Here is a 13965-nt window from a genome sequence, read left to right as displayed (position 1 = left end):
ATGCGTTAAAATTTTAGTCAGACTGGATTTGCTCCAAGCACTTTCTGAGAACGCCTCCATGCTCGATTAACATGCGTTCTGCTGCATGTTCATTTTGGGCTCCCGCCGCCAGAAGTACGGCTAATTTAACATTGCCTTTTGCTTGCTGGAGCATGTTTTTCGCCGTGCTTAAATCGCACTGGGCAATGTCTTTCACCATGCTCAATGAACGCTCGACTAGTTTTGCGTTATCGGCTTTGAGGTTCACCATTAGCCCGTCGTGGATATGTCCGAGCTCAATACCCATAAGGGTAGAGACCATGTTCAATGCAATTTTCTGCGCTGTGCCGGCACCTAGTCTGGTTGAGCCGGCAATGATTTCTGGCGGCGTATCTAAATGAATTGCAATGTCGGCGTTGTTTAATAGTGCGCTTGGGTTGTTATTAGCGATGGCGATTGTCGTAATGCCCAGCTTCTTTAATTCTTGCTGTGCAGCAACGGTGTAAGGTGTATTTCCGCTTGCAGAAACCAGAATGGCACAGTCGCCAGCTTTTAAATTTGCGCCTTTAACGTCAGATATCGCAAGGTCTGTATCGTCCTCTGCGCCGCCGCGCATATCAACAAGCGTATCTGGGGCACCAGCAAAGAGGATCTTGATTTGGCTCATTGGCACGCCAAAAGTGCCTGTTAATTCTAAGCTGTCTGACAGCGCCATAAGGCCGGAGCTACCTGCGCCGACATAGCATAAGCTGCCGCCAGACTGAATCGATGACGCAGCGGCCATGGCTGCTTTGGTGATGGCGGGAGAACAAGAGCGAAGTGATTGTACAGCCGCTAATTGGCCGTCGAGCAGTGCTGCAAGTGCCTGTGTAGCGTCGAGTGTATCGATGCCTTGCGCTAGTTTACTTTTTAACTCTGTCTTGGCTTTTAGCATTAAAACCCTCCGTGGTTATCTAATACCAAAACAATACCATCTGTCTAGCAAAAGTTAACATTTTTGACCGCTTACCTTTTGATAAGTAAAAAAACACATAAATTTCAGATGATTAGTAATTCTTTGTGATAATTTTTATGCTTGGCTATTGGATGTGGTATTAAATTGGTTTATATCGCTGGTATGGTTGAGGGTCAAAAATATTACTTAGGTGTTGATGGCGGGGGGACGGGCTGCAGGGCGTGTCTTTGCGACGCTGCCGGCAATCCTTTATCATACGCCAAGGCCGGTTCTGCTAATGTCATGTCGAGTTTAGAAGTTGCGCGTGATAGCATTTTAAAGTGCAGCACTGAGGCTTTGTTGGAGGCTGGCATATCTGCCGAAGAGCTGCCTAAGGTGCCAATCTATATGGGGCTCGCGGGCGCTGAATATGAAGCGCAAAATCAAAAACTACGGCAAAGTTTGCCGTTTGAGAATATGATCATTGAAACCGATGCTCATATTTCGCTAGAGGGCGCTGTTGGTTCTGGCGATGGTGCTGCTGCAATCATTGGTACAGGCTCTATCTACCAGTTCAGACATAATGGCGTTGAAAAAACGATTGGCGGCTGGGGGTTTGTCGTTGGTGATTTGTCCGGCGGTGCTTGGTTGGGGAGAGCATTGTTACAAGAAGCGTTGCTCGTTTATGACAATATTCATGCAGGCTCTGACTTAACGAAAAAAGTTTTAGATCAGTTTGGGAATAATCCGCAAAAAATCGTTGAATTTGCGCAAGCTGCTAAACCTGGCGATTTTGGCGTTTATGCGCCGTTGGTCTTTGAATATGCTGATTTAGGCGACGCCTTTGGTTTGTATATAATGCAGCAAGCGATTGCCAATATCGAAGAAACGCTTGATCGAATTTTACCGGATGCTGACAGTCAATTTTGTATGATTGGTGGCCTTGGCGCTGTTTATGCAAAACGCCTTAGCGACGATTATAAAAAACGTCTTATTGCGGCAAAGGGCGATGCGCTCAGCGGTGCCGTAAGTCTGGCCATTCAAAGTTTTTCAGGGAAGGATTTGTAAAATGTCCGCAGATATTTTGCAGGTACTTGCTCCAGATAACTGGCTGAAAAAGAATGGTGGGCCATTATACTCTCAACTTAGCCAACATATTGAAAATTCAATTCTATCTGGTGAGTTGAAAGAGGGCGCTGCGCTTCCTTCTGAACGTGAATTGGCAAGCATAAGCAATCTATCCCGCGTCACTGTTCGCAAAGCTGTCGAGAAACTTGTCAAAGACGGTCTTGTTATCAGAAGGCAAGGGTCCGGAACGTCTGTTGCGCCGACCTTCGGACGAGTCCAACAATCACTTTCGAAGCTTACATCCTTTAGTGAGGATATGGAGCGGCGCGGATTGGTGGCTAGATCAGAATGGCTCGACAAGGGCATATATGTGCCGTCGCCAGAAGAGAGTATGACATTGGGAATTAGCCCAACAAGTGCCGTTGTGCGGATCGCGCGATTGCGTATTGCCAATGATCAACCGCTGGCGATTGAGCGCGTATCTATATCGTCAAATATCATTGCTGATCCTAACCTGATTGACGGCTCACTTTATGAGTATTTGCATAAGATCGGCAAAAAACCATTTCGAGCCGTACAGCGCATTTCTGCAGACATTTTGGTTGGAATAGATGCTGGACTTTTGAATGTTGAAGATGGTTCGGCTGGTTTGCGCATTGAAAGGGTTGCCTATCTTGAAAATGGGCAAGTCGTAGAATTTACCAAATCTGTTTATCGCGGCGATGCTTATGATTTTGTCGCGGAATTACAGCTCTAAATATCCGAGGGCGAATTGAATGTTTGATTTTAAAACTAAAATGCGTGCTGAAGTTGAAGGCATTCCTGATGCTTTAAGCGAACTGCTTGGTAGCTCGCGCGATAGCATCATGAATGCTGGCGCTGAATTGCGAGCAATGGAGCCCAATCTTATTTGCACCGTTGCGCGGGGATCATCTGACCATGCGGCGACCTACCTTAAATATGCCATTGAACTGACCGCGCAGACGCCTGTTGCATCAATTGGGCCTTCGGTGAGCTCCATTTATGGTGCTGATTTAAAGCTGCAGAAGACAGCTTGTATAGGCATATCTCAATCTGGCCAAAGCCCCGATATTGTAAGCATGGTCAAGACTGCGCGCAAAAATGGTTCGCTGACGATTGGACTTACGAACACCCCCAAATCGCCCTTGGCAGATATCAGCGATTACACAATCGATATTCATGCCGGTATTGAAGAAAGCGTTGCAGCCACAAAGACATTCATCACTTCGGTTGTCTCTGGCCTAATGTTATTGGCTTATTGGCAGAAAGATGAAGCGCTTTTGAGTGCGCTTGAAAAACTGCCTGAACTGGCAAAGCAAGCGCTTGAAACTGATTGGGACCAACTAACAAAGCGTCTGCTAAGGCAAGACCGCCTCTATGTGCTTGGGCGTGGTCCAGCCTTTGCGATTGCCAACGAAGTTGCGCTTAAATTCAAAGAAACATGCCAACTACAAGGTGAAGCTTTTAGCTCTGCGGAAGTCTTGCATGGTCCGGTTTCTATCGTGTCTTCTAACTATCCGGTTCTTGCGTTAGTTGCGCGCGATAAAGCTGAAAGCTCAATGATAGAAGTGGTTGATGATTTGTGCGCGCGCGGCGGCGATGTTTATGCAACATCCAGCAATTCGGCCAAAGCAACGCAATTGCCTTTTGTTGCGACAGGCCATCCACTTACCGACCCGCTTTTGCTGATTGTATCGTTCTATTCGTTCGTCGAAGAATTATCGCGCTTGCGCGGTTTTAATCCGGATGAGCCTTTGAACCTTAAAAAGGTGACTGAAACAGTATGAGTAATAAATGGATATTATCGTGCGCTGATCTGTTTGACGGGAATAATCACAGTAAGAATCAATCGCTGTTTATTGAAGACGGCATCATTGCGAAAATTTGCGATTCTGTAGATGTGGGCGACAACCAGATTACACTTGATGCGGGGCATGTTGCACCCGGCTATGTGGACCTGCAGGTTAATGGCGGCGGCGGCGTATTGTTCAACGATAGCCCAACGGTCGATACAATTCGGACCATATGCGATGCGCATGCTTTGTTTGGCACGACATCACTTTTACCCACACTTATTACGGATACGCCGGAGGTGACATCTCAAGCGATTGAAGCTGCGATTTTAGCTCAAGAGCAAAATTTGCCAGGTTTTCTCGGTCTGCATTTGGAAGGTCCGCATTTGGACAGTGGCAAACATGGTGCACATGATCCGGCGCTTATTCATGCCATGAGCGATGCCGATATGAATGAGTTATTGGCAGCAAAACAAAAGATTTCCCATATCATGATCACGGTTGCACCAGAATCGGTGTCGCGTGAACAAATTAAAACATTGTCTGATGCGGGTATTGTTGTGAGCTTAGGCCATAGCTCAACGACTTATCAAAATGCGCAAGCCGCAGCAGATGCCGGTGCAACATGTGTTACCCACTTGTTCAACGCAATGAGTGCTTTGTCGCACCGTGAACCTGGCCTTGTTGGTGCGGCGTTGCAAAATGAAAATCTATATGCCGGATTGATCGCGGACGGTATTCACGTTGATCCTGCTGTGATCACAATTGCGCTGAATGCAAAGCAGGGCGGTAAGAAGATATTTCTGGTGACGGATGCGATGTCGACCATCGGCATCGATCAAAAATCGTTCTTTCTTAAGGGGCGTGAAATTACACGGGCAAACGGCCGTTTGGAATTAAGTGATGGCACGCTTGCTGGTGCAGATTTGGATATGAACGCTGCTGTAAATTATATGAGCGATGTCATTGGATTGAGCGCCGATGAAGCTTTGCGCATGGCAACACTTTATCCGGCCAATTGTATCGGCGCAAAATCTGGTCTTGGCGAAATCAAAGTTGGCGGCGCGGCAAGTTTTGTTCATCGATCTGACAAGGGTGAGATGCTCGGCTGTTGGCGTTCAGGTGAAAAGGTCGCCTGATTTTACGTGTCAGCCAGTACAATTCGCTGCATAGGAATATCCCACGGCATTGGATAGATGGTGTCCATTTTTGCAAAGGATTGACCAACACCAATGGTCATTGCGGAAGGCAATTGCGCTAAGGTGCGATCATAATAACCGCCGCCATTGCCTAAGCGAAATTGCTCTTTATCGACACCAAGCAGGGGTACAATGATAATGTCTGGCGTTACGGCTACCGCATCAGCAGGGACGGGAATACGCCAATACCCAATGGTCATTTTGCAATCCGGTGTCCAGAGGTGGAACTCAACGGGGTGGTTCTTTTCAACCACGACCGGCAGGGCAATTTTGGCGCCTTGCTCTATGGCTTTTTCCATCCAAGGGCGCAAATCGAGTTCACCGCGGATTGGCCAATAGGCCGCGATTGTTTTGCCAGATATATCATCCAAAATGGTGCCGAGTTGGTCTGCAATGTTTTTTGCTGCACTTTGGCGCGCTTCAAGCGTTGGCTTTTGTCTTAACGCGTAAAGGCGCTGGCGATTGGATTTGCGAAAAACGCTCACATCGTGGCGCGTTTGAGGGTCAACAACATGACCATCAACCAGTGTGTGCGCAAAGCAAGGCGATGAATCGTCTTCCTGTTCCATGTCAGCTCCTTATGCATAAACCCTGAAGCGTCCGCGCGGTGGAAACGAAATGTCAAAAATCCCAAAATGAAATTACATTTCACTTGTTGGAATATCGGCGTTCAACACGTTCTCCGATTGAGGTTAGCACTTCATAGCCAATAGTGTGTTCGCCATCTGCAATTTTGTCGAGTGTTTGTTCGGTATTGATAAGGTCGACAAACATGTTTCTGGACAGCTGCGCCTCTGCTAGGTCCGTGATATCAACAACCATACTATCCATTGATATTCGGCCGACGACCGGCAGATAAATACCCTCATACATAGCGCCTGATGTCCATTGTCGGTGCCATCCGTCCGCATAACCTATAGACAATGTCGCTAATCTTCGCGGCGTTGATGCTTTGTATAAATAATCATAACCAACTTGGGTGCCGGCAGCGGCATCGCGTATTTCCAATATGCGTGCCTGAAGTTGCACGACAGGCTTCATCGGATTTGAAGAATGGCCTGTTGGATTGATGCCATAAAGTGCAGCACCTGGGCGTGCGAGATCATAGTGAAATTCACCCGACAGAAAAATACCAGATGAATTGGCAAGCGAGCGTTTTGCTTTTGGCATCGTCTTGCATAGCGTATCAAATGCTTGTCGCTGTTGCTCATTTGCAGGGTTTGATGGATCACCTGCGCAAGCTAAATGGCTCATCGTAAGGTCAATGTTTATGCCTTCGACCAAAGAAGGATCAGCGTTGATTTTTTGTATGTCTTTTGCAGATAGCCCTAAGCGCGACATGCCCGTGTCAAATTGCAATGCGGCGGTAAGCGACTTGCCAGTTTGTTTGGCAAGCGCTGTCCAGAGTTCAAGGTCCGATAGAGAGTTTATGACAGGCGTTAAATGATTTGCCAGAAACTCATCCGCATAATTATTGGGTATTCCATTTAATATGAGGATTTCAGGCGAACGGCCAAGTGCTTTGCGTAGCTTTATGCCTTCTTCAAGGTGAGCCACAAAGAACGTATCGCACTTATCTGATCGTAATTGCGTTGCAATTTCTTCAGCGCCAAGGCCGTAAGCATTGCTTTTGACGACTGCAGCAACTTTGGTGGTTGGGGCCTGTTTGCACAAATATTGATAGTTTGCGCTAATTGCTGCCAAGTTCACATTTAGAACCGCACCTGCACGGGTCATCATCATTATGCTCCGTGATAACGGGTTAAGCTTAAGCCAGCAGTATCAACATCAGGCGTTGAGCCGTCAATAATATCTGTAACAACGCGCGCTGAACCGCATGCCATTGTCCAACCCAATGTGCCGTGACCTGTGTTGAGGTAAAGCCCTTCGATTTTTGTTGTACCAATGATTGGTGGGCCATCTGGCGTCATCGGGCGCAAGCCACTCCAAAATGATGCCTTGTTCAGGTCGCCGGAATTTGGGAATAGGCTTGTGAATGAGCGCTCCAAAGCGCCGCGTCTTTTAAGGGCAAGGCTGTTGTCATATCCAGAAAGCTCTGCCGTGCCGCCAATGCGCACACGGTCTCCAAGACGGGTGATTGCCACCTTATAGGTTTCATCCATGACCGTTGATACGGGTGCCGCATCAGCGTCAGATATAGGCACCGTCATTGAATATCCTTTTACCGGATATATAGGCAGATTTATTCCGTAAGGCATTACAAGCGATCTGGATGCCGTGCCAAGTGCAACAACATAGGCATCAGCTTGCAGTTTTCCTTTGGACGTGACGACAGATGTTAGCTTGCCGCCATCAACGTCTAAATGCTTGATCTCGGTGTCGAATAGAAACTCAACGCCCAAGAGCTTAGCTTTTTCTGCAAGTTCTTTTGTGAAAATGTGGCAATCACCGGTTTCATCTTCTGGAAGATGAAGACCGCCGACGAACGGATCGGCTGATTGTGCCAGTGCTGGCTCAACTTCCATACACGCAGCTTTGTCCATGAGGCGGTAGGGGACATCAAACTGCTTTAGAATCTCGATGTCGCTTGCAGAATTATCTAATTGTTTGGCTGTTCTGAAAAGCTGCAACGTGCCTTCACTGCGCTCGTCATAGGAGATGCCGCTTTCTAGGCGAAGTAACCTCAAACTATCACGGCTATATTCAGCCAAAGGCACCATTCGGCTTCTGTTAAGTGCATATCGGGATGATGTGCAGTTTCTCAACATTTGCATCATCCAAGTTATAAGCTCTGGGTCTACCCGTGGCTTTATCAGCAGCGGACCATGCTTCATCAAAAGCCATTTTATCGCTTTAAGCGGAACGCCGGGCGCTGCCCAAGGTGAGGCATAACCCGCTGATATCTGGCCGGCATTGGCAAAACTGGTTTCATTTGCAGGCTGGTGCGCGCGGTCAATGACCTGCACTTCATGACCTGATTTTGCCAAATAGTAAGCTGTTGTTACGCCGACAACTCCAGCACCTAAAACTATAACTTTCATGCGACTTTTACCTTGGTGTTACGCTTGGGCCTAGATCTCTAAAAAGACTGTGGCGTAGCGGTGGGTGATTTATATTTTGGGCCGGAGGATCAAGTATACCCCGGCGTTTCAACAATTGGCCGAACTGCTCGCGTCATGAAGTCATGCTGGCTATTTGCCGAATGAACCAGTTTCATTGATGCGCGGCGTTTTGAAGGCGCGTTTTCTGCGACAGAATCTTTTAAGAATTGCCGATGCGCTTCGGGTTGAAAGCGTACTTTTTTAACGTGAAGCAAATCAGTTTCCTGTCCTGCTTCTGTTAAATGATAATAGTCGCCTTCCTTGAGGCCGATAAGCGCAAGGCCTCTAAGGTTTGTTATCGAAAGAGATAGGCCAACAATATCGTTGCTGCGATGCGCTGACAGAATGCGCGTATCTGTAAAAACATCATTCACGCTATAGGTAACGCGGCTATCCAAGGTGACGATATTCGCTGGTAAATCACTTTCGGAACATATCTGTGCGTTCTCTAATTTGGCTTTTAAGAGCATTGAAAACGGAGTGTTTTTTGCATGCTGGGCATCAAAGAGCCTTTGCAGCAGGGCCGCATTGCTTTGTGTTAAAATACATTCGTTTAAAATCACGATCAGTCTCCTGGTGCCTTATGGCTATTTTCTAATTTGAAAATTGAACCGTTCCCCTGGCTGCATTTTTGCAACGCAGGGGTTAGTATCCTGCCAGCAGACATCCTCCTGATAATGCTAATCTATTGAACTTTGGGTATGACATCAGCAGACCTATTGCGCCGCTTGAACAGGAGCTTCTTGTTCAGTGCTGGTGGCCGTAATGGTTAGCCGATGCTTATCACCTGTTGGTGTTGTCCAGATTATTGATTGCCCGACGCGCAAGCCGATCAATGCTGCACCGATTGGTGTCAGTATAGAAATTTTGCCGAGCGAAATATCGGCATCGACAGGAAACACGAGCGTGACGGTTCTGCTCTCCCCATGGTCTGTTTCATAGGTGAGGGTGGAGCCCATTTTCACTGTGGTCGGCTTGACCAAACGATCAGGTTTGATCGTCGCGCGATCAAGCTCCGACATCAAATATTCAGCCACTGAACTGTTCGATTTAGCTGTTGCCTCAGCAAGACCGCTCAGTCTGGCGTAATCAGATTCGCTAATTGTTATTCTTGGAGATGATGAGGTCATATCGCGTTCGTTTCACAATGTTCAATGCATCGTGGCGCGCTGAAAAAATCACGCGTTCACGATCAATAATAAAATAAATGGTGTGGGGTGACAGCAACTTGCTGTTGGTCGTTCGGATGTTCCGATGATTAACGCGCCCCGATATCGATGCAATAAATGCACGATTCGGGGTCTAATTCCGTGCCGGAATTACCCTCAAGCAATAGCGTATATGTGCTGTTACGTTTCTCATACCTAAAAGCTACATTAATGCCCAAAGCTGTCAAGTTGTCTTTTTGATGCTCAGAAATAAGACGAAAAGCGCAGTGTAACGAATGAGATAAAGCTTAAAGAGCAATGATAATATGATGGGGCAGCGGCCCATGAAATTGGACCGCTGTTATGTGTTAAACGAATCTCTCGATGTTAATCGAGACAAACCTGTTGCCTATCCGTCAAGATAGCTTTCAAGCGGCGGGCAGGTGCAGACGAGGTTTCTGTCGCCATAGGCGTTGTCGATGCGGCCGACGGATGGCCAATATTTATCAACCCTAAATGCACCAGCAGGAAAACAGCCAGCTTCACGCGTATAGGGGCGATCCCAATCCGCAATCAAATCGGCTGTGGTGTGTGGTGCGTTTTTCAGAGGGTTGTTTTTCTCATCCATTTCGCCGCTTTCGATTGCAGCGATTTCATTTCGAATAGACAACATTGCTTCACAAAAACGATCAAGCTCGGCTTTGGTTTCGCTTTCTGTTGGCTCAACCATCAATGTGCCGGCAACCGGCCAGCTCATTGTCGGTGCATGAAAACCGCTATCAATCAGGCGCTTGGCAATGTCTTCGACAGTGACATGGGCGCTATCCGCAAAAGGCCTTGTGTCTAAAATACACTCATGGGCAACACGGCCATTGCGCCCTTTAAAGAGCACGCCAAATGCATCTTCCAAACGCTTGGCGATGTAGTTGGCGTTTAGGATCGCAATTTTGGTTGCTTGTGTTAGCCCGCTGCCGCCCATCATCAAGCAATATGCCCAGCTGATTGGCAGGATTGATGCTGAACCATAACTTGCACTGGAAACGGCGCCTTCTTCCTGCAAGGGATTGCCTGGCAAGAAGGGTGCAAGATGGCTTTTAACACCAATCGGGCCCATGCCCGGACCACCGCCGCCATGCGGAATACAGAAGGTTTTGTGCAAGTTCAAATGGCTGACGTCAGAGCCGATCTCGCCCGGCTTTGCCAAGCCGACCATTGCGTTTAAGTTCGCGCCATCCAAATATACCTGTCCGCCGAACTCATGGGTAATGTCGCAAATATCGCGCACTGTTTCTTCAAACACACCGTGGGTTGACGGGTACGTAATCATACAAGCAGCTAAACGGTCGCCTGCAAGAGTTGCTTTTTGGCGGAAATCCTCAATGTCGATATCGCCGTTTTCAGCTGATTTGACGACAACAACTTCCATGCCTGCCATTTGAGCGGACGCAGGGTTGGTGCCATGTGCAGAAACTGGAATGAGGCAGACATTGCGTTTCTGATCGCCGCGTGAGCGATGGTAAGCGCGAATGGTTAGAAGGCCTGCATATTCGCCCTGCGCGCCTGAGTTTGGCTGCATTGACATCGCGTCATAGCCAGTAATCAAGCATAGCTTGGCCGACAAATCGGTCAGCATTTCATTGTAACCTTCAACTTGTTCGCTCGGCGCATAGGGGTGAAGGTTGGCAAATTCCGGCCATGTTATCGGCATCATTTCTGCTGCCGAATTAAGCTTCATTGTGCATGAACCAAGCGGTATCATTGCGCGGTCTAGCGCAAGATCACGGTCGGCTAATCTGCGCATGTAACGCATCATTTCCGTTTCGGCACGGTTCATCTGAAAGACCGCATGCTGGAAATAATTAGTTGTTCTGACCAATGTTTCAGGCAGGCAGTAATCTGGATCTTTTTCTTCTACGCCATCGGTAATGCCAAAGGCTTGGAGCAGATCAGATAGGGATTCAAGGCGCGTTGTTTCATCAACGGAAATGCCTAGCTTGCTTGTGCCAATTTTACGCAAGTTGATTTTGCGTGCACGCGCAGATTCCAAAATGGCGCCTTGCATAGGACCAACTTCGACACAGATTGTATCAAAGAATTCTTTATGCTCGATCTCAAAGCCATTGGCAGACAATGCTTTTGCAACGCGCGCAGCCTTAAGGTGAATGGCTTGAGCGATAGCTTTTAGCCCTTCAGCGCCATGGAACACGGCGTAAAATCCGGCGATCACAGCGAGCAGTGCCTGTGCTGTACACACATTCGATGTCGCTTTTTCGCGGCGAATATGCTGCTCGCGGGTTTGCAGCGAAAGGCGGTAGGCTTGATTGCCTCTCGAATCAATCGACACGCCAACAATACGGCCGGGCAGGGAGCGTTTGTAGCTATCACGGCATGACATATAGGCAGCGTGTGGCCCGCCAAAGCCCATAGGTACGCCAAAGCGCTGGGTTGAGCCAACGGAAATATCTGCGCCCATTGCGCCGGGCTCTTTAAGCAAGGCAAGTGCCATCGGATCAGCAATCACGATTCCGAGCGCTTTTTCGTTATGCAGTGCTTCGATTTGCGATGTGAAATCTTGTAGGCCGCCATTTGTGCCCGGATATTGGAAAATCGCACCAAAAACTGTTGCTGGGTCTAATTGGTCAACGGGTCCGACAACAATCTCGATGCCGAGCGGTTCGGCACGGGTTTTCATCACGGCAATATTTTGCGCATGACAGTTTTCATCAACAAAGAATTGTGTGGCTTTTGACTTGGAAACACGCTGTGCCATAGTCATTGCTTCGGCAGCCGCTGTGCCTTCATCCAGTAAAGACGCATTGGCCACATCGAGACCGGTTAGATCGCAAATCATGGTTTGGAAATTCAGCAGGGCCTCAAGACGGCCTTGGCTGATTTCAGGCTGGTAAGGCGTATATGCCGTGTACCATGCTGGGTTTTCCAAAATGTTGCGCTGGATGGCAGGCGGTGTCACCGTACCGTAATATCCTTGCCCAATCATGGATGTGAAAACATCATTTTTCTTGGCAACCTGACGCATGTGCCACAAAAGGTCTCGTTCCGACAAAGGTTTACCGAAATCGAGCGGCTCTTTTTGGCGAATGCTTTTCGGGACCGTTTGGTCAATCAGTTCGTCGAGGCTATCAACGCCGATGACTTTGAGCATTTCAGCGATTTCAGCGGGGGAAGGGCCAATATGACGCCGGTTGGCAAAATCATAAGGCTCGTAATTTGTCGGAACAAAAGACATTTAAAAAGGCTCCGTTAAGCGATCATCGCGTTATAGGCGGTTTCATCCATCAGTGCGTCCATCTCGGATGCGTCTTTCAATTTCATTTTGAAAAACCAGCCATCGCCAAGTGGGTCGCTATTGACGAGCGCAGGGTCATCGCCAAGTTTGTCGTTAACTTCGACGATTGTTCCATCCAGTGGCGCAAGAATGTCAGAGGCAACTTTCACACTTTCGATAACGACAACATCATCGCCTTTTGAAACGTCATTATCTGCATCGGGTAATTCGACGAAAACAATGTCGCCGAGCTGTTCTGCTGCATAAGCTGTGATGCCAACAACGACCAGATCGCCTTCGACGCGAAGCCATTCATGTTCTTCAGTGAACTTCATAATTATAATCTCCGAGATTTTTTTAGCGTTTAAAATTTAATGGTGTGAAAGGCATAGCGCAGATACGCGCCGGCAAGCGTTTGCCGCGCACATCACCAAAGATGATTGCATCGACGTCCGAATGTTCAGCGCTTACATAGCCCATAGATACAGGCCGTTCGACCGTTGGGCCAAAGGCACCGGAAGTGACTTGTCCAATCGGTGTTTCGTCATTTTCATGCGCATAAAGATTTGTGCCTGCACGCATGGGCGCACGCCCTTCGGGCAACAGGCCAATACGTTGCTTTTTCACACCCTTATCAAACTGGGCAAGAATATGCTCGGCACCGGGGAAACCGCCTGCGCGCGCGCCATCCTTGCGGCGTGCTTTCTGGATAGCCCATTGCAATCCAGCTTCAAGCGGTGATGTGGTTTCATCAATATCGTTGCCATAAAGGCATAGGCCAGATTCTAGCCGCAGACTATCGCGTGCACCAAGTCCGATTGGCAGCACATCTTCATGAGCCAGTAATGCTTCTGCCAGCGCTACGGCTTGTTCGTCTTCAACTGAAATTTCAAACCCATCTTCGCCCGTATAACCTGATCGCGAAATCCAAAGCTCGCCAAATTTGCTTGGCGAAATGCGCACATCCATGAACCGCATATCGGCGACATCAGGCACAATTGTGCTCAATACGGCTTCGGAAGCAGGGCCCTGCAGAGCCAGAAGAGAGCGGTTACTGATCGTTTCAACCTTGCATTTAAGGTTGCGCTCCATATGGGCGATGTCGGCATCCTTGCAGCCAGCATTTACAACAACAAACAGGTGGTCGCCTCTGTTGGCGATCATGATATCGTCTAATATGCCGCCTGTTTCATTTGTAAAAAAGCCATAGCGCTGTCTGCCTTCAGGCAGGGTTGCAACATCTACAGGCACAAGGCTTTCGAGTTGCAATGCGGCATCAGGGTTATGTAAGATCACCTGTCCCATATGGCTGACATCAAACAAACCAGCCTTGGCGCGGGTGTGTAAATGTTCTTTCATCACACCAGCGGGGTATTGAACAGGCATGTCATAGCCTGCAAAAGGCACCATTTTGGCACCAAGTTTTAAATGCAATTCATGCAGTGAAGTTGTTTTTAAACTTTCCATCCGGCCCT

13 protein-coding genes are annotated in these 13965 nt (G+C 48.2%); 4 read left to right on the top strand and 9 right to left on the bottom strand.

The features are described 5' to 3' along the window. Positions 1-13: 13 nt before the first annotated feature. Positions 14-913, bottom strand: a complete 900-nt coding sequence (locus C504_RS0104420; protein WP_018688095.1) for an N-acetylmuramic acid 6-phosphate etherase — start codon at positions 911-913, stop codon at positions 14-16. Between the two features lie 165 nt (positions 914-1078). Between C504_RS0104420 and C504_RS0104415 the strand changes: the two genes are divergently transcribed. Genes C504_RS0104415 through nagA form a run of 4 tightly spaced genes read left to right on the top strand, consistent with a single transcriptional unit; the run spans position 1079 to position 4934 of the window. Further along, positions 1079-1981: a glucosamine kinase nucleotide-binding domain-containing protein gene (locus C504_RS0104415; RefSeq protein WP_169385080.1), complete on the top strand. Its 903-nt coding sequence runs from the start codon at positions 1079-1081 to the stop codon at positions 1979-1981. Position 1982: 1 nt separating this feature from the next. Continuing rightward, on the top strand, positions 1983-2738 hold the full coding sequence (locus C504_RS0104410) for a GntR family transcriptional regulator (RefSeq protein WP_018688093.1): 756 nt from the start codon (positions 1983-1985) through the stop codon (positions 2736-2738). A 19-nt stretch (positions 2739-2757) separates the two neighbouring features. Continuing rightward, positions 2758-3789, top strand: coding sequence for an SIS domain-containing protein (locus C504_RS0104405; protein ID WP_018688092.1), 1032 nt, complete (start codon positions 2758-2760; stop codon positions 3787-3789). Beyond that, entirely contained in the window at positions 3786-4934 is a 1149-nt protein-coding gene (nagA, locus tag C504_RS0104400; RefSeq protein WP_018688091.1) for an N-acetylglucosamine-6-phosphate deacetylase, read from the top strand. Before C504_RS0104405 ends, nagA begins: the two co-directional genes overlap by 4 nt. A gap of 2 nt (positions 4935-4936) precedes the next feature. On the opposite strand, the gene C504_RS0104395 is transcribed toward nagA, so the two are convergent. The 8 genes from C504_RS0104395 to gcvT all read right to left on the bottom strand — a co-directional run bounded on the left by C504_RS0104395 (position 4937) and on the right by gcvT (position 13957). Continuing rightward, complete coding sequence (locus tag C504_RS0104395) at positions 4937-5563, bottom strand: 5-formyltetrahydrofolate cyclo-ligase (protein ID WP_018688090.1); 627 nt, start codon at positions 5561-5563, stop codon at positions 4937-4939. 79 nt (positions 5564-5642) lie between these two features. Further along, positions 5643-6737, bottom strand: coding sequence for an alanine racemase (gene alr, locus C504_RS0104390; RefSeq protein WP_018688089.1), 1095 nt, complete (start codon positions 6735-6737; stop codon positions 5643-5645). Continuing rightward, positions 6737-7996 carry a D-amino acid dehydrogenase gene (locus C504_RS0104385; protein ID WP_018688088.1) on the bottom strand — a complete coding sequence of 420 codons (1260 nt, stop codon included), beginning with the start codon at positions 7994-7996 and terminating at the stop codon, positions 6737-6739. The genes alr and C504_RS0104385 overlap by 1 nt, the downstream gene beginning before the upstream one ends. A gap of 89 nt (positions 7997-8085) precedes the next feature. Continuing rightward, the gene (locus C504_RS17215) at positions 8086-8619 is read right to left on the bottom strand and encodes a GreA/GreB family elongation factor (RefSeq protein WP_018688087.1); all 534 of its coding nucleotides are present in this window, start codon (positions 8617-8619) and stop codon (positions 8086-8088) included. A 153-nt stretch (positions 8620-8772) separates the two neighbouring features. Then, positions 8773-9186 (bottom strand): nucleoside diphosphate kinase regulator, encoded by a 414-nt coding sequence (gene rnk, locus C504_RS0104375; RefSeq protein WP_018688086.1) that lies wholly within the window; start codon positions 9184-9186, stop codon positions 8773-8775. 427 nt (positions 9187-9613) lie between these two features. Then, positions 9614-12451, bottom strand: coding sequence for an aminomethyl-transferring glycine dehydrogenase (gene gcvP, locus C504_RS0104370; RefSeq protein ID WP_018688085.1), 2838 nt, complete (start codon positions 12449-12451; stop codon positions 9614-9616). A gap of 14 nt (positions 12452-12465) precedes the next feature. Continuing rightward, entirely contained in the window at positions 12466-12828 is a 363-nt protein-coding gene (gene gcvH, locus C504_RS0104365; RefSeq protein ID WP_211097933.1) for a glycine cleavage system protein GcvH, read from the bottom strand. Between the two features lie 19 nt (positions 12829-12847). Beyond that, positions 12848-13957, bottom strand: coding sequence for a glycine cleavage system aminomethyltransferase GcvT (gene gcvT, locus C504_RS0104360; RefSeq protein ID WP_018688083.1), 1110 nt, complete (start codon positions 13955-13957; stop codon positions 12848-12850). Positions 13958-13965: the final 8 nt, after the last annotated feature.

It is taken from the genome of Ahrensia kielensis DSM 5890 (assembly GCF_000374465.1).
Taxonomy (GTDB): Bacteria; Pseudomonadota; Alphaproteobacteria; order Rhizobiales; family Rhizobiaceae; genus Ahrensia; species Ahrensia kielensis.
Note: the sequence above shows the minus strand (reverse complement) of the source record. Positions and strands in the feature narration are given on the sequence as shown.